The following is a 15130-nucleotide window of genomic DNA, read 5'->3' as shown; positions in this document are numbered from 1 at the left end:
AACTGGACCCTCCTTCTCCCTGGCGGTGCTTGCACCCAGTGAAGAGATGTGCGTAGCGAACGGAAATATTTTGTTATCTGAAGTACGACTATTATTTGACATTTGTTTTCAATAATATGTCAATTTCTTCCTTAATATCTTCAAGTTTTATTTTCGTAACACTTTGTGGTATGTTAATAGGAGCACTTATAAGCATTGCCTTCTTTCGATTAATATTAAATATAATCTTTTTGAATCCATTTAATCTTTCTTTAATTATATCTGTATTATTAGGTATAATTCCTAAAAACTTCTGATTAACATATGTATAAATAATTACTTCTTTAATCTCACTCCATTTTATTAATCCTACACCTGAAGCTGAGGCATTATCAATAATTCCATTTTCATCTATTACAAGAATTGGTTTTTTAACAAACAACCTATATATTAAATAAATAAAACATAGTCCAAAAAATGCTACTCCAATAAAACCAATAACAGTTGCAAAAATACCATTATTATTTTCCTTACTGACACCATATATTATTTCAAAAAATCCTATTCCAGTTAGTAGTAATGATAAAATAATCATTTTTATTACTTTTCTAATTGAAGGATATATTACTATTTTAGTATTTTCATCACTTATTGCTTTCTTATCCATTGTTTTCACCTCAATATAAAATTATAAATTTCTAGCACAATTAAGTTCAGATAACGTTTCTTATTTCCGACGTCACTGAACAGGACCTACAAAGCCCTTCTTCGCACCCGGTGAATGAATGTGCGAAGAGAACGGAAATATATTGTTATATGACGTAAATACTCGACTAACTTTAAATCAATTATTCATAAATTTTCTATAAACATGTGTGTTACAGACTACTTCAAATCCAAGTGATGGATATAATCTCTCAGCCTTCTCGTTACCTTCAATATAACATATATATACCAAATGTGCTCCACTACTTATTGCCTTATTAATTCCAAACTGAGTTAGCTTTTTTCCATATCCCTTTCCTTGATAGGCTGGTGATACCATTATATGATCTAGATATCCATTATCAATCGTTATAGCTCCAACTAAATGCTCTTCACTCAAAGTTATAAATATTGTGTCCTTCTTATCAAATAAATATTTTCTATCTTCATCGCTTAAAGGAATCTTATATGGTCTAAAATCATTCTTAACAGACAATTCATAGAAGCTCTCTTGTCTGCATATTGCGTATTGCTGATAGTATTTGTCCTCATATGGAACAATATCTATATCTACATCTGGTTGAATTGTGCCTCTGTAATGCAATTCAGGTGAACCATACCACTTGTTATATCCTAATTTATTAAAGAAATAGCTTGGATTATATATATCAACTCTAAAGTTTGTGGTAATAATGCTAGCTTTTTGGTTAAATAAAATCTGTTCAATATGTTGATATAGAGCTGTTCCAATTCCTCTATTTCTAAACTGAGGATCTACATAAATTTGTAAATTCCAATTTCTTTCAGATTTATCTATTAGTGTTATATTTGCAAACCCATTTATACCCTCATCATCCCAGACAATAAATTTATAAGATGTATCAAAAGTGTTTGATAGATATTTTGTATCAATATCATTAAATTCCTTTCTTAAAATACTATAAACTTGTTCTATATCATGATGTGTTAATTCACGTATCATTACTGTACTTCCTTTCATTTCTCTTGTATTTGGGACTCCTATCCATTCAAATATTTACTTGATATTTGCATATAGAGAGTATTTATGTCATTTAACATCTCGGATTAGCGATGTCTCTGAACCGGACCCCAAAAGCCCTTCTTCGCAGGCGGTGCTCGCACCTGTTGAAGGGAATGTGCGTAGCGAACAGAAACATTTTGTTAAGTGATATTTGTAGACATTTCTCCATTAAAGTCTAGTACTTCATATCCAAAAAAAGTTTTTTCTAACAACACATTGCAAAGATTTTCATCGTTATTCTTATAAATGATTATGTATTGTTCTTCAGAAACAGCTGATTGATATAACACCTCTTTTGGATAAAGTATACTATCTGAAGGACTCTTATCTTTCATCACCACATCTAGCGGTGATAAATTAATTCTATATATATACCAACCCATTAGAGCTAACACTGCCACCGTAAAAATAACAATTATCTTTTTCACCATATTAACCCTATCACAATTACATCTAAAGTTCCAAAAACTAGTAAAAATTCACTTAACGTATCGCATATTAACGACGTGGACATACTTCCGATTTCCTGTCCATGTTGTCAATATGCTGTTAGGTGAAGTCGCGAACGCCAAACTACCACAACCTTAAGTCATGGCAATTGTTCTAGGTTTATCATTTAATATCCGTAAAAGCTCAGTGAAACTCTCACTCACTGACCTACTGCTGTCAATCTCATATTCGTTCTTGAAAAGTCTTCCGTCGAAATTCTCATAGTGTGATAATACATGGTCGAAAGACTTAAATGATTGACTTGGCAATGGATTGGCAATTCTCTCTTCATGCCTTCTCTTCCATTCATCCATATTCTTACACTCAACAAAAAATGAAATAACTTCACTATCTTTAAAATCTATCTGATTTATGAAGTATTCTGCCAATCCTCTATCTCCAAGTCCAATATCAAGAATTATATCAGCTCCATTATCTACAGACCTTTGAACCAATCTCTCCAATACTCGATAACAAACTTCATTCCTTAAACCTCTGTCATCAATTGCTTCGCATACCTTTATTGGTTCTAGAATATCATCTTTACAAAAAACTGTAATTCTAAGTTCTTTAGCTAGCCTATTTGCTAAAGATGACTTTCCACTTGCTGCTTTACCTCTAAAAATAAATACTTTAGTCATATTATAATACTCCAATCATATCATTTATGTCTTAATATCAAGTGAGTGATTTCCCCTAAAGTATCTTGTTTCCGACGTTTTATGAACCAGACCCGCAGAGCTCTTCTACCTCAACACTTTTATGGGAAAATATTTATTACTGTGTTCGTGGAAATACCTCAATTTGTCTTTGTATCTTTTTACTAAATTTATTAAAAATCAAATCATAAGATTGATCTATCATTTGCTTTAATATATCATTTGGAACTACACCATGCAAATATACAGAATTCCAATGTTTCTTGTTCATGTAATAACCTTCAGCAATATCTCTATAATCATTTCTAAGCTGTTCTCCATATAATGGTTCACATTTTAAAGTAATTATTTCCTTCCCTTCTTTATCTGTACATAATGCTGCTATCATTTTATTTTTTAGCAAATATCTTTCCCAGCCCCATTCTTTCTTGTAATCTTTTATTATTCCTTTCTTAGATAAAATATAATTATCTATCCATTCAAATTTCTTATTCATAACACATCTCCAATCATTTTATGTATATATAGTCTTTTATGACTTAACTTCAGTACTTAATCTATCTAAAACTTTATATAACATTATTATGGTTAACACAAAAAATGACCCTAAACTACTCCCTAGAGAATACCCTGAAACGGCTATTTCTTATAACGTTACCATGTTTGCGACTTGGACATCCTTCCGATTTCCTGTCAATGTCGCAAACACATTGTTATACGAAGTAAACCACGGAAGTTGCCATTATCTTACCTATAGCCATGATAAATAAGAAAATCCAAATGTAGTCTTCCAGACCTTTATCTATATTTTGTACCTCCCCAATGTATTGTTATATTCCTATATATTCTTGTTTTAATATCAATAATTTTTCCCCAAATAATGTGAATCTCTCTTCATTGTACCAACCCATGTTTTTCATATGCCTAATATCATCCCAGAACCAATAAAAGGCGTTTTTCACTTCAAACAGCTCACACAACTTTGTATTACTTTGATAATGCTTAAGCAAACCAAATCGATCTCCATCAGCATTTTGAAGATGGAAAAGATCTATTTCTTTATCTGCCCATCCAGCATCTAATGGGTCAATAATAGCTGTTATTTTTGCACTTTTTTCATCAACAAGAATATTCCATAGGTTATAATCACTATGAATCAACGAAGATTTTTTTATTGGTTCAGCAAATATTTTATCAAATGCATCCAATGATTCATCTGCAACTTTCATCACATATGGTGAGATGCTATCCTTAAATTCTGAGTGGAGTATTCGATGCAAGTTCTTCACTCTTTTTCCATAACATGATTTCCAATCTGTAAACATTTGTTCTCCATCCCCAAATCCCTTTTCATTTGAAATATTATGTAAGTGAATTAAATTTCCTATCATTTCATCTTTAAACTTCTCTTTATTTATATGATTAGTTGGGAGCTGTGCTGCATTAACTCCTTCTACATACTCCATTATTAGTGCTTCACAAGGAATATCTTCACTTTGATTATGAGTAAAATAGGTTTGAGGAACTTTTAAAAGAGAGTGTTTTCTCAATAAGTTCAGCTGTTTTTCTTCACGCTTGTTCCTTCCACTATGCTTATACCATTTTATAGCAACCCTATAAGGCTCCTTTGCAATATCTACTATATAGACTCCACCATAAAATCCTTCTCCAATCTTTTTTGAGAATAATACATCACAGTTAAAATAATTATCAATAATTCTTGAAATATAGCTAGAATCTTTCTCTAAAATCGATAAATTATAGTTCATTATTTTTCCTCCTTTAGCATAATAAAATTTATTACCTATTGATTTACTAACATAATCAGAGTATATTTTTGCAAGAATCTTTATATTCTCTTTATCTAGTGGTTTATTTTGTATAACGTTGTTTTATTGCCGACGTTCACTCTGACCAACAACACATTTCTCTATAGAGAGTGAATGTGCGTAGCTAACGGCAATATTTTGTTATGTGCTGTTGTCATATCAGCTTCGTAACGCATTCCCAATCTTCTTTATCATTAATAATTAAATATATACCACAATTTATTTTATTAGTAACCAGAGACCATCAAGTAGTAAAACAAATATCATGCAAAAAAGTAAAACCATCACAACTTCGTTTATATCAATCTTAAAAATCCATTCAACAAATCTTATCATTCCAAAAATTAAACCATTCATAAATGTCATCAAAAGAAGAAATGGTAGTATATATAAATTAGTATAAATCACAGCCCAATCACCCATAATATAATCTGATATAAAGAAGCCAAAACTAGTAAATACATAAATAATTAGTATTAATATAAATTGAATATGAGCCGGTGGTGTATTCAAACTATTAAGATGATACTCTTTAAATAACTTAGGACCTGGTTTTGAGTATTTACTAACAGGAGGCATCTTCATCATATTTCTTATACTACTTGCAGGATATTTAATAATATAATAACTCCAACTTTACTTTGCTTACGAAAAGATTTCTCTTTTTCATAGCGACTGTAATTATCAACTATATATAAAAATTTATTGCAAATTACAAAAAATATAACTAGCAATAAGAAAATTAATATGGTAACAATCCTAATATCAATTGCTGTATATAAACTTATTACTTCAACATTATTTAACAAAACGATAAATAGAAACAGAGGAATACTAAATAAAACTGCAGTTAAAAATACTCCATATCTTCGCTTTTTATTAACTGCTTTTATCACTTTTTCTTGCCGACGAATTGTAAAAACATTTAAAATTGGTATTAAAACCAATAGAATTATATAGAAACTTAAATCATTCATATAAACTCCTAATTTTAATATATTTAACCCTCTAGGCAAACTTATATTTATAGTACAGTATATTTAAACCCCAACTTCTCTTTTTCTATACCCAACAGCCAATTATTTTGATATCACTTTAATCAATTTAGCTTCATTTATAACATTTGATTCTAATAAGTCAATATAGTATTCATCAATAATTATTGTAATTTCCCCACTATCTCCATATTCATCTAACATATCAACTGTTTCATCATAAGGGCTATCTTCTATTGATGCAGTTTTTATGATATTCCCTTTCCAAGCAACTAAAAAAAAGATGCTCAATATAATAAATATTTTTTTCATTATAATTTCTCCCCTAACTAATTAATGTATCAAAAAAATGTACTTACTTATTCTTCGGTTCATATTCCCGAATCTTTTAATAAAAACTGTATTATTTCACTATTTACTATTTTAGGTTGTTCATGGTTTATGCCGTGTCCAGCACCTTTAATAATCTTATAATTATATCCTCCGTCTTCTAATACATTGATAAACTTCCTCTTATTATCTACCTTATAATCACCAATTAAAAATAATAGTTTATCTCTTACCAATATTCCTTTCTCTTTTTCATATTTTTCTAGACCATGTGCAAACATTGCTTTCTGATTATGGGATTTCATTACCATAATCATATGATTTACCACGTTAGGACAATTATTGATAAAATTAGATTCAGGTGAACTTAATTTCTTCAAAATAGCTATCATATTACTTCTATTTGGTAATAGAATGTGAGGAAACATTATTAATAATGTTCTTATCATATTTTTATAAGGATTACCAATTACCATACCACCTTCTAGGCAAACCACTTTATCAATTGTATTACTTTCATATGTTAAATAGTTATATGCCATATAAGCACCATTTGATATACCTAAAATATTAATATTACATATTTCTAGTTGTCTCACTAAATCATTAATCCATTTTACTTGATTGAATTTTTTCTTATTAAAATTTTCGTTTGGTATACTTTTACCTGGACCTCCTAGTGTATCAACCGATATACAATAAAAATGCTCAGACAATTCTTGAATATTCAAAATCCACATTACAGCTGAATTATCACCAACACCATGAAACATTAATAATGGTGGATTAGCCTTATTTCCTGATATAATACAATGTGTTGTCCCAAATTGAGTTTTCAAATCTACCTCTTGATAATTAACATTCCATAACTCAAGCAAATGATTATATGATTCTATGACTTGCTGTTTCTTTTGGTTGCTTTTAAACACTTTTATCATGATTATTTTCTCCTCAATATGTACTTATTAAATATTTCAAGTAATATAGATTTTATACTTCTTAACCTTAGAGTCTATACTTCATATTTTTTTTCTTCTGATACCAATAAAATCTAATATATATCCATAGGGAACATTGAATAACTCTACCAACAATAATCTTTGTAATCCGGCAAACACCCTTTTAATATATCAAGTGCCTTTTCACCTGCAAAAGTTAATGTATCTTCATGTGATTTGTAAATTAACCATTCTGCATTATTAACTGTCCAAAATAATTCTGAACCACAATATATTTCAAATTCATCACTTAACATAACAAAACTGTTAAAGAAATCGTATTCTGCTATTTCAAAAATATCCTCATTAATTAGTATCTTGACCAATTTTTTAAACTTAAGTTCATTATAATGTGATATAAATCCATCATAATCTAAAGCAATTTTAGGTTCAAATCCATTTTCAATTAATGGATACCAATACTCTCCTTCTCTCACGTTCCATCTCTTTTTCATAATATTTCTAACTTGATAATATAATTCTTTTGATATCTTGTTTTGCATAATAATTTCCCCATCTGATTTAGATAATTTTACATAACATTTTGTATTTGACATCTCTTAATGGTCCCTCAGATCTTTAACTTTCTCAGTAAAGGTTCATCATCCCATATTTGTACCTCTATATATCTTTCAGGACCAAATGCACCATCGTGATTCCAATCCTGAGGCAACCCATATTTCTCCATAATCTTTATTATTTCATTAAAGGTATATATTTGTTTTCTATATTCCTTATTATCAGTAACACGTGGACTAAAAGTAGGAAACATATCTCCATATGAAAATGAAATAGTATCTAAATCAAATTCAGACAAATGGATTCTTATGTATTCACCTTCATTATACCAAGTTTGAAGCCAATCACATTTACCAACAACCATATAATGTGGTGATTTTCTAACTGGCTTTCCACCTTTGGAAATAAATATTTTTCTAGCCATTTGTTCTAACTCTTTTCTTCTCTCAAGATATCCATTATATCTATGAACCGCCATAACTTTTTTTTCTTGTTTTATTCTATCTAGTATCTCTTGAGCTTGTGGTATGTCTAAATCTGATAAGTTTAAGAAAGGTCCTCTGTCTTTTTCATAATAATGATATAAATACTTAATACTTTTATCCTTTTCCATAGATTTTACCCCTTACTAATTATTGCGGTTATACTTAGCCCTTACTGCTAATACCTTGTTCCTGTATACATTTTTGTTAGCTTTCAACTTGATATGCAAATGGTAAAAGTTTTTTTGCAGACACCTTGCAGATACCATTTTCATATTCAACAATCACTTGACACTGTGGCGCATAATCAGAAAGCATTTGCCTACAATTACCACATGGGGGTAAAATTTTTTGACCATGTTTCCCCCGAACGGCTACAATACATTCAAAATCTCTTTCTCCATTTGTTATAGCTGCTCCAATTGCAATTTGTTCTGCACAAGCACCGTGTAAAGAATAAACATTTACTCCAACATAAATATTACCACTTTTACATCTTACTGCAGCGCCAACAGTATGATTAAAGTTAACCTCATCATAATTATCTTCAATTACCTTTTGAGCTCTAGTAATCAAAGTTAAATCTTTTTTATCTAATTTTTGCATTCAATTTCCTCCAATTGACCATATAACCTTTAATAATTATTACTTGTATTTTTAATGAATTCAACTATTTCAGATACCACAATTTCTTTGTGTGACCAATGAAGATAGTGTTTAGAATCTTTTATTGTTTTCTGAGTGCTATCATTTGACCAATTTAATAATTCCAGCTGTACTTTCTCCCATTCATTCCCACTGTCAGATGAGAGTATGAGTAAAGGAATATCTTGTAAATATCCATTATCAATAACTATCTTAGCATTTTTGTTTATATGTTTTAGTACATCAAGATTACTATTATTACCCATAAACTTATAATACATCGCTTCGTCAATATTTTTAATATCTTCTGGAAGTGATTCATATCTTATGTCCTCACCTATAAATGGTAGTTTAATACCAATATTGCCTAAAGCCCTATTTATTCCAGTTACTCTTAAAATAGCACTGAATCTGTTCAGTATCAATGATTTAATTTCTAATTCATTTACATAATATTGGGGGCTTCCACCATCCAATAAAATAATACCTTGAATTTCATCAGGATACACTTGAGCATATCTTATTGCTTCTAATGAAGCAAGAGAGTGGGCAACTAAAATATATGATGGTGATTGATTCGATTTATTAAATAACTCGTGTAAATCACTCACCAAATTATCAACTGTCCTGGGCGAATCAGTTCTTTTGCTCCATCCAAATCCAGCATGGTCAAAACTAAGCGTTTTAGCATATTGTTGCAGCTCATTTTGCAAATAATAGAAATCAGTATAAGAGTTTGGTGTACCTGAACCTGAAATAAACACTATTGTATTATTACCATTACCCACTCTATACAAATGCATATCATGTGAATTTATATTAAGCACTTCTCCAACAGGTGTATACATCTTTATTTCTTTTGCTTCCATAATTACTTGCCAAACCCCACCTATGATTAATAATAGGGAAAATGATATAACAATTTTAGCAATATTTCTTTTATAAGTTCTCTTTTTTTTATTTATTTTCATATTCCAGCCTTCCTATAACATGATGACTTATGAAGTGTGTTATTCTCGACATTTACTTTAAATGCATAGTATCCTTATAGATTGTATCCACTATTTTATTTAAACTTAATTCTTCATGTAGTAATACTTCAGGAATAATATCCAATAAATCTTTTTCGTTCCACCATTCTTTCATTTCTTTTTCTCCAAATTCATGGGCATTAGGCTTTTGTTGATGTCTATTTAAAGTTTCTTCAAAAGGTATATCAAAGTAATATGCAAAGATTTTATTTTTGAACACATTATGTAAATTTACAAATAAATTTTTATACCACTTTGAATTTAAAATACCTTCTAATATAACTATATTGCAATTGTTTTTTCCGTATAGTGCAAGTTCAAATAATAACTGGCTGGCTTCTGTATCAGGTCCATCTTTTACATATAGCATTTCTCTTCTAACTACATCTTGTGAAATTAGCATTGTACCATGTCCTAATTTTCTTTGCAAAGCTTTACCAGTCGTAGTCTTACCACTTCCTGAATTACCTCTTAGTATTATCAACTTCGCCTCTCTATCCATATAATATCATCCTTTTTAATTGACAAATCATTATTTATCTACATATAATTATCCTTACTTTACACTTATTATTATATCATTAGTGTATAGAACATTTTTACTAAAGTATATACATCACCAGTAATCCATACTTTTTCTTACCTAACTCTTATAATTTATTCATGTCAGCATATGATATCATTCCGCCATCCATCATATAAAGCTTATTATCCTTTATAGTCATATTCCAAGTTGCTTTATTAATTGTTCTATATAAAGAATGATTAGAGATATCCCAAATTTTTGTTTCACCACAAGGAACGCTTGCTGTAATGATATAATTTTTCCACTTACCTACTATATAAAACATTTTTTTATGACAGTTTTTATATTTATCAATACATTCAATAGTTTCTCTATCTATAATTCCAAGTGATAAATCCTGTGATCCAGTATATATATATTCTTTTGTGAGTAACATACTTTTTAAATTTTACTTATGTATATTTGTATATTTTATTAATTGGTAAGATAATTTATCAATATATCTGTAATTAAATTTTTATCAAAGTCATATTTATATATGCCGTTATCATGATTAATTTTTAGTCCTGCCATTACATCAACATCAAATCCATCTACTACATATTGATCAAAATAAGTTGCAGAATATGTATCTGTTTTTTCCCAAGTCTTTTTTTCACCAATTTTCCTTAGAATCAAATCCAATTTCTTAATATTCTTAATATCTACTAAAATATCAATATCGTTAGTTTTCTCTACAAGACCATAATTATTTAATAATATATATAACTCAAAGTATTAAACATTTTCAACTTCACCTCAGATTTTTATATATTTTGTGTATATTAATAAAATAAACATATCCATACTCCTTATCATAATATAACTCTTATGGTTATAAAAGATATTGCCTACCAATTAAATGGTTCTTCATTTTGTATTCTTTGAGTATTAGTAATAAGTAACTGATTATTCTCTACCCCTTTAAGGATAGAAAAATTATGTTCTTCAATATTATATACATTTGTCTCTTTATTATGGATATTAAAACTAACAATATACTCATTATCTTGTATAATCAAAAATTCATTAATATTATTCCAAATCACCAAATCTGAATATAACCTATAATAAAACTCACCAGGTAATATAAAACTATTAATTAAATCAAGCTTTGTATTTAAAACATTAAATACACTAGCACCCTTGTCAAATATAATGATTCTATGAAGTGTATTATCACATGATACTATTCTGCTGTTTTGATATTCATCAATAACTTCATTAGTGTTTAGGTTAAAAAAATATGTTGTACTTTTCCCATCTTCATCTTCTGCATTTAATCCAAGTATGTGATCATCCAACCAATAGAAATCACCATATATATTGTTATTAACATCTATTGGCAAATTAAATGTATTGATTGAATTCATCATACTATCTAGTATGACAAGAAATATACTTTCTTTACCTTTTACTATACAGCTATAATTATTGTCTGAAGTCTTATTAAATGCTAATACCTTGCATACTAATTCATCAAGAAGTATTGATTCTTGTAAAACAATATCATCAGAGGTAATTGATTTTAAACAGATATATTTCAATTTATTTTCAGAACAAAATACAGCATACTTATCATCAATGTAAGCATCTTCTATACTTCCAACTGATATTTCATCGCCAATAAAATATCTTTTTTTGCTTAGGATATTGAATATAGACATATGAAAAAGCCATTCATCTGCCATCCCTAACAGTACCCAATTGCTATCATTAGATATATTACCTATCCAATATGATTCATCAGCTAATTCATAGAGTTTTTTCACTTCATTATTTTTATAAGTGTATAATCCTAGATAATCACATCCTGAAACATGAAACTCATATATTATGTTATCAGTAGTAAATTCCACCGACATCATTTTTATTACTATCATACAGACCTAGTATGATATCATTATCTATATCCCTTGAACCTGTAAGGTCAATCTTTATACTATCTCCAATTTTTATATGGTTAAGAGAAACTATTACATTTCTATCATTTTCCCAATTATAATCTATTTGTGGAATAGTGGTATTAGCATCCCCACGAATATTGTTAATAATCGTAGTTTCTACGGATGATTTATTAATTTCCTGAAATCTATCTCTACCATTACATTGCTTGTAGTCAAATATGGATAATTTGATTGGTGCTTCCGTGTATTATTATCCAGTCTGAAAAGTTTAAATTCTGGCTTATTACCATTTAAGGATATATTTATATCATTAACTAATATTTGGTCATTAGATTTAGCAAATTCTTTTAGTATTTGTATGCTTTCTGTATCACTATTTAAGTTTTGTAATTGTAGAATCGTTTCATTATTGTTATGAATAACACTAAAGTCTAGTTTATATTCCGTAATGGCACTAACTAATACATTATCCTCTATATAATCAATCAAATATAATTTTGATATAATCTATGTTTGCTGGATTATATAAACTATCATTTCATATACTTCAAATATGCAATCATTCTGATTAATAAACACTTGATAATTCACAATTTGGGGTTGTTTAATATCTTCTTCTAAAATATCTGTTCCATAAATAATATTATTTTCTATTGTATCAGTAACCTTTTCAGCTTCATTTTTGATAGTATCTTTTTGAGTAATTATTTCTATATTCTTCTCACTACTTATCTTATTATAACAACCTATTCCAATAAGAACAATTGTTGATATTAATACAATAATTCCTAATAATCGTTTCATCAAATCAACTCTATATCCCATTATTTTTGTCTCTAAATTCCTTATATCTTGTTAACAGTTTCTTATAGTACTGATTCAATCCTTCATTATCATCTATCAAATCTACAAGTTCATCATCTGATATGGATATCCCATCCATACAGAACAACATTTCTTTAATTTGATAAAACTCTGCTGTTTCTAAATAGATGATTTTTGTTGTTTGCTTTGAAGTTAATCGTAATAATTCTGAGTCCAGTTCAAGTATAACCTTTTGATTTCTCAAACAATGATTCCACCCCTTCTTTATTGCATATTCAATCATTATTTTAGCTACCGAAGGTAGGTATGGATTAACATAGTAATTATCTTTCCAACTTAGATGTACTTCACAGAATGTATCATTAAATTCATAAGAATATGCTCGAAATACTATCTCGTTAGTTTTTTCTACTACTACGTATTTGAAGTTACTATTGCCAATAGTGATTTCGTTTAATACTTTTTTATATATTTTCACATCGTAACCTCCAATACGTCAGATAGAAGATTTACTTAACAGTTCGTATTCCAACGTTCAATCTTACTCAAAAAACTTTACTCTCATTGAGATTTTTAATTCTTATTTCTGGTAAATAAAACATAGTTTTTTCGTTATAAAGTAATTCGTGCATTGTTTTCAGGTCTTCTTCAATATGATCTCTAATTAGTAATCTATCACTTATTATTCTAATCATCTTATAATCCTCCACCATAATAGTCAGTAATTTCATTTAACGTTCTATATTTTACGTCTTAGTGCCTTAGAAGGAAATATTCAGCCTGAATTACGAATCGAACCGCTAATGCAACCAGAGTCTAAACTTGGCTTAGGAAGTAGAATGTGAAACCGTGTGAAATCAAGCTTATCTTTATAATAAATGTAGTCGTTACGTTTATTGCACCCAAGCAGAACAAAGGGAATATATTGTTAACTGACGTATTGATTATTACTTAACTTTCCTTTGTATCTGTATATAACCAGGTGCTAAAATAATACCATTAAATAATATAACTATCTGAAATGAACATGTGGCAAACCCTAAAGGAATTCTGATTCCTATTATATTACTTATGAATATAACTATCCAAATAATAAAACTCAAAATATAATTAACAACTAATAATTGTCTAGTGTTAACTAATAATATATTCCATTCATCAATCTCAAGTTTATCACCTTTAAACCATTTTTTTAGAACTTCATATACACCTGATATTTTTTTCAATACTGCCAAATACACTATATTAATAATTATTAAGACAAATACCAAAAAACTAATTGTATCAGGATACAAATACACTCTTCTCAAAAACATTATTATTATGTTAAAAACGGCTAATAAAATAGCTATGAATCCCATATCTATTATCCTCCTTATAAAATTTGTGCTTTAATATATATTTATAAGACTAACTGGATGAACACGATGAAAATAAAAATATAATACCTGCAATGCAACCAATTACTCCACCTATCTTAACTAGTGTTAAATATAGTTCACTTGGTTCTGCCTTTTTATACATCCATCCTCTATTCAAAAACCATGTTGTTTCTGGACTCACAATTGATACAACACCTAATATAAATAATACTATACCAAATAACAATTGAGATCCATCAAACCTACCCCCTTCACTAGATAAAAAAAATCGAAATTCATTAATTGGTGGATAATCTAATATTTTAGTTACATCTCCACTTACAGTTATTACCCCTTGCTTAAATGAACTGGATATCTCTACTTTATTCGGATATATAACTGAAAAATTATTTTTATCTCCATTAATTATATATTCTTTATAATTATATATTATAATTATTCTATCGTCCTTTTCTCTTATAATCAAATCATAAGATTCCCCTGCACTTATGCTTCCGAATTCTCGGCTATATAATCTACCATTAGAATCATCCGATTTTAATTTATATTCATTCCCATTAAATCGTACCATATCTGGACTACTATAAGAACAAGATGTTAATATCAATATAATCCCTAAAACCATTATTATTTTTACTTTCATTAAATCCTCCTGATACCATCAAAAATCACATTTATATTACTATTTGTTAACCTCAATAAACATCTACTTAGTACTATAAGAAACTTTGCCATCTATTCTATTATA

The 15130-nt window shown here is 28.6% G+C and carries 24 protein-coding genes; all 24 read right to left on the bottom strand.

The genetic code is table 11. The features are described from left to right. Nucleotides 1-91 precede the first annotated feature (91 nt). The 24 genes from AACQ14_RS19585 to AACQ14_RS19470 all read right to left on the bottom strand — a co-directional run bounded on the left by AACQ14_RS19585 (nucleotide 92) and on the right by AACQ14_RS19470 (nucleotide 15025). On the bottom strand, nucleotides 92-646 hold the full coding sequence (locus AACQ14_RS19585; RefSeq protein WP_339365276.1) for an STM3941 family protein: 555 nt from the start codon (nucleotides 644-646) through the stop codon (nucleotides 92-94). Between the two features lie 177 nt (nucleotides 647-823). Then, nucleotides 824-1666, bottom strand: a complete 843-nt coding sequence (locus AACQ14_RS19580; protein WP_339365275.1) for a GNAT family N-acetyltransferase — start codon at nucleotides 1664-1666, stop codon at nucleotides 824-826. Nucleotides 1667-1866: 200 nt separating this feature from the next. Then, complete coding sequence (locus tag AACQ14_RS19575; protein WP_339365274.1) at nucleotides 1867-2109, bottom strand: hypothetical protein; 243 nt, start codon at nucleotides 2107-2109, stop codon at nucleotides 1867-1869. A gap of 201 nt (nucleotides 2110-2310) precedes the next feature. Continuing rightward, on the bottom strand, nucleotides 2311-2856 hold the full coding sequence (locus AACQ14_RS19570; RefSeq protein WP_339365273.1) for an AAA family ATPase: 546 nt from the start codon (nucleotides 2854-2856) through the stop codon (nucleotides 2311-2313). A gap of 136 nt (nucleotides 2857-2992) precedes the next feature. Beyond that, a complete protein-coding gene (locus tag AACQ14_RS19565) occupies nucleotides 2993-3370 on the bottom strand; it encodes an MmcQ/YjbR family DNA-binding protein (protein ID WP_339365272.1) in 378 nt (125 codons plus the stop codon). 334 nt (nucleotides 3371-3704) lie between these two features. Then, nucleotides 3705-4643, bottom strand: a complete 939-nt coding sequence (locus tag AACQ14_RS19560) for a phosphotransferase (protein ID WP_339365271.1) — start codon at nucleotides 4641-4643, stop codon at nucleotides 3705-3707. Nucleotides 4644-4922: 279 nt separating this feature from the next. Next, the gene (locus AACQ14_RS19555; RefSeq protein WP_339365270.1) at nucleotides 4923-5291 is read right to left on the bottom strand and encodes a hypothetical protein; all 369 of its coding nucleotides are present in this window, start codon (nucleotides 5289-5291) and stop codon (nucleotides 4923-4925) included. Between the two features lie 5 nt (nucleotides 5292-5296). Beyond that, entirely contained in the window at nucleotides 5297-5680 is a 384-nt protein-coding gene (locus AACQ14_RS19550) for a hypothetical protein (RefSeq protein ID WP_339365269.1), read from the bottom strand. Nucleotides 5681-5782: 102 nt separating this feature from the next. Continuing rightward, the gene (locus tag AACQ14_RS19545) at nucleotides 5783-6010 is read right to left on the bottom strand and encodes a hypothetical protein (RefSeq protein ID WP_339365268.1); all 228 of its coding nucleotides are present in this window, start codon (nucleotides 6008-6010) and stop codon (nucleotides 5783-5785) included. A 59-nt stretch (nucleotides 6011-6069) separates the two neighbouring features. Continuing rightward, a complete protein-coding gene (locus AACQ14_RS19540; RefSeq protein ID WP_339365267.1) occupies nucleotides 6070-6966 on the bottom strand; it encodes an alpha/beta fold hydrolase in 897 nt (298 codons plus the stop codon). Nucleotides 6967-7112: 146 nt separating this feature from the next. Beyond that, nucleotides 7113-7529, bottom strand: coding sequence for a hypothetical protein (locus AACQ14_RS19535; protein ID WP_339365266.1), 417 nt, complete (start codon nucleotides 7527-7529; stop codon nucleotides 7113-7115). Nucleotides 7530-7597: 68 nt separating this feature from the next. Continuing rightward, entirely contained in the window at nucleotides 7598-8158 is a 561-nt protein-coding gene (locus AACQ14_RS19530) for a hypothetical protein (protein WP_339365265.1), read from the bottom strand. A gap of 76 nt (nucleotides 8159-8234) precedes the next feature. After that, a complete protein-coding gene (locus tag AACQ14_RS19525) occupies nucleotides 8235-8633 on the bottom strand; it encodes a cytidine/deoxycytidylate deaminase family protein (protein ID WP_339365264.1) in 399 nt (132 codons plus the stop codon). Nucleotides 8634-8662: 29 nt separating this feature from the next. Continuing rightward, on the bottom strand, nucleotides 8663-9643 hold the full coding sequence (locus AACQ14_RS19520) for an alpha/beta fold hydrolase (RefSeq protein ID WP_339365263.1): 981 nt from the start codon (nucleotides 9641-9643) through the stop codon (nucleotides 8663-8665). Between the two features lie 52 nt (nucleotides 9644-9695). Beyond that, nucleotides 9696-10205: a kinase gene (locus AACQ14_RS19515; protein WP_339365262.1), complete on the bottom strand. Its 510-nt coding sequence runs from the start codon at nucleotides 10203-10205 to the stop codon at nucleotides 9696-9698. Nucleotides 10206-10353: 148 nt separating this feature from the next. Next, complete coding sequence (locus AACQ14_RS19510; protein WP_339365261.1) at nucleotides 10354-10665, bottom strand: hypothetical protein; 312 nt, start codon at nucleotides 10663-10665, stop codon at nucleotides 10354-10356. Nucleotides 10666-10703: 38 nt separating this feature from the next. Continuing rightward, nucleotides 10704-10913, bottom strand: coding sequence for a hypothetical protein (locus AACQ14_RS19505; protein WP_339365260.1), 210 nt, complete (start codon nucleotides 10911-10913; stop codon nucleotides 10704-10706). Nucleotides 10914-11119: 206 nt separating this feature from the next. Continuing rightward, nucleotides 11120-12151: a hypothetical protein gene (locus tag AACQ14_RS19500; protein ID WP_339365259.1), complete on the bottom strand. Its 1032-nt coding sequence runs from the start codon at nucleotides 12149-12151 to the stop codon at nucleotides 11120-11122. A 180-nt stretch (nucleotides 12152-12331) separates the two neighbouring features. Continuing rightward, entirely contained in the window at nucleotides 12332-12664 is a 333-nt protein-coding gene (locus AACQ14_RS19495; RefSeq protein WP_339365258.1) for a hypothetical protein, read from the bottom strand. Nucleotides 12665-12682: 18 nt separating this feature from the next. Next, complete coding sequence (locus AACQ14_RS19490; RefSeq protein ID WP_339365257.1) at nucleotides 12683-13000, bottom strand: hypothetical protein; 318 nt, start codon at nucleotides 12998-13000, stop codon at nucleotides 12683-12685. Beyond that, complete coding sequence (locus AACQ14_RS19485; RefSeq protein WP_339365256.1) at nucleotides 12990-13478, bottom strand: TraB/GumN family protein; 489 nt, start codon at nucleotides 13476-13478, stop codon at nucleotides 12990-12992. Before AACQ14_RS19485 ends, AACQ14_RS19490 begins: the two co-directional genes overlap by 11 nt. A 67-nt stretch (nucleotides 13479-13545) precedes the next feature. Continuing rightward, nucleotides 13546-13695, bottom strand: a complete 150-nt coding sequence (locus tag AACQ14_RS19480) for a hypothetical protein (protein ID WP_339365255.1) — start codon at nucleotides 13693-13695, stop codon at nucleotides 13546-13548. Between the two features lie 252 nt (nucleotides 13696-13947). Then, nucleotides 13948-14361, bottom strand: a complete 414-nt coding sequence (locus tag AACQ14_RS19475) for a hypothetical protein (RefSeq protein WP_339365254.1) — start codon at nucleotides 14359-14361, stop codon at nucleotides 13948-13950. Between the two features lie 49 nt (nucleotides 14362-14410). After that, nucleotides 14411-15025 carry a DUF6199 family natural product biosynthesis protein gene (locus AACQ14_RS19470; protein ID WP_339365253.1) on the bottom strand — a complete coding sequence of 205 codons (615 nt, stop codon included), beginning with the start codon at nucleotides 15023-15025 and terminating at the stop codon, nucleotides 14411-14413. Between the last annotated feature and the right edge of the window lie 105 nt (nucleotides 15026-15130).

Origin of the sequence: Vallitalea maricola, from assembly GCF_036985595.1 — a bacterium.
Lineage (GTDB): Bacteria > Bacillota > Clostridia > Lachnospirales > Vallitaleaceae > Vallitalea > Vallitalea maricola.
This window is presented reverse-complemented; position numbering and strand designations above follow the sequence as displayed.

Bases quoted from the DNA above. Each gene is read 5' to 3' on its own strand.
- AACQ14_RS19585 (WP_339365276.1), bottom strand. From the start codon at position 646: ATGGATAAGAAAGCAATAAGTGATGAAAATACTAAAATAGTAATATAT.
- AACQ14_RS19555 (WP_339365270.1), bottom strand. From the start codon at position 5,291: ATGATGAAGATGCCTCCTGTTAGTAAATACTCAAAACCAGGTCCTAAG.
- AACQ14_RS19475 (WP_339365254.1), bottom strand. From the start codon at position 14,361: ATGGGATTCATAGCTATTTTATTAGCCGTTTTTAACATAATAATAATG.
- AACQ14_RS19490 (WP_339365257.1), bottom strand. From the start codon at position 13,000: ATGGGATATAGAGTTGATTTGATGAAACGATTATTAGGAATTATTGTA.
- AACQ14_RS19515 (WP_339365262.1), bottom strand. From the start codon at position 10,205: ATGGATAGAGAGGCGAAGTTGATAATACTAAGAGGTAATTCAGGAAGT.
- AACQ14_RS19580 (WP_339365275.1), bottom strand. From the start codon at position 1,666: ATGATACGTGAATTAACACATCATGATATAGAACAAGTTTATAGTATT.
- AACQ14_RS19470 (WP_339365253.1), bottom strand. From the start codon at position 15,025: ATGAAAGTAAAAATAATAATGGTTTTAGGGATTATATTGATATTAACA.
- AACQ14_RS19480 (WP_339365255.1), bottom strand. From the start codon at position 13,695: ATGATTAGAATAATAAGTGATAGATTACTAATTAGAGATCATATTGAA.
- AACQ14_RS19540 (WP_339365267.1), bottom strand. From the start codon at position 6,966: ATGATAAAAGTGTTTAAAAGCAACCAAAAGAAACAGCAAGTCATAGAA.
- AACQ14_RS19550 (WP_339365269.1), bottom strand. From the start codon at position 5,680: ATGAATGATTTAAGTTTCTATATAATTCTATTGGTTTTAATACCAATT.
- AACQ14_RS19560 (WP_339365271.1), bottom strand. From the start codon at position 4,643: ATGAACTATAATTTATCGATTTTAGAGAAAGATTCTAGCTATATTTCA.
- AACQ14_RS19520 (WP_339365263.1), bottom strand. From the start codon at position 9,643: ATGAAAATAAATAAAAAAAAGAGAACTTATAAAAGAAATATTGCTAAA.
- AACQ14_RS19500 (WP_339365259.1), bottom strand. From the start codon at position 12,151: ATGATAGTAATAAAAATGATGTCGGTGGAATTTACTACTGATAACATA.
- AACQ14_RS19510 (WP_339365261.1), bottom strand. From the start codon at position 10,665: ATGTTACTCACAAAAGAATATATATATACTGGATCACAGGATTTATCA.
- AACQ14_RS19570 (WP_339365273.1), bottom strand. From the start codon at position 2,856: ATGACTAAAGTATTTATTTTTAGAGGTAAAGCAGCAAGTGGAAAGTCA.
- AACQ14_RS19525 (WP_339365264.1), bottom strand. From the start codon at position 8,633: ATGCAAAAATTAGATAAAAAAGATTTAACTTTGATTACTAGAGCTCAA.
- AACQ14_RS19575 (WP_339365274.1), bottom strand. From the start codon at position 2,109: ATGGGTTGGTATATATATAGAATTAATTTATCACCGCTAGATGTGGTG.
- AACQ14_RS19565 (WP_339365272.1), bottom strand. From the start codon at position 3,370: ATGAATAAGAAATTTGAATGGATAGATAATTATATTTTATCTAAGAAA.
- AACQ14_RS19545 (WP_339365268.1), bottom strand. From the start codon at position 6,010: ATGAAAAAAATATTTATTATATTGAGCATCTTTTTTTTAGTTGCTTGG.
- AACQ14_RS19530 (WP_339365265.1), bottom strand. From the start codon at position 8,158: ATGGAAAAGGATAAAAGTATTAAGTATTTATATCATTATTATGAAAAA.
- AACQ14_RS19535 (WP_339365266.1), bottom strand. From the start codon at position 7,529: ATGCAAAACAAGATATCAAAAGAATTATATTATCAAGTTAGAAATATT.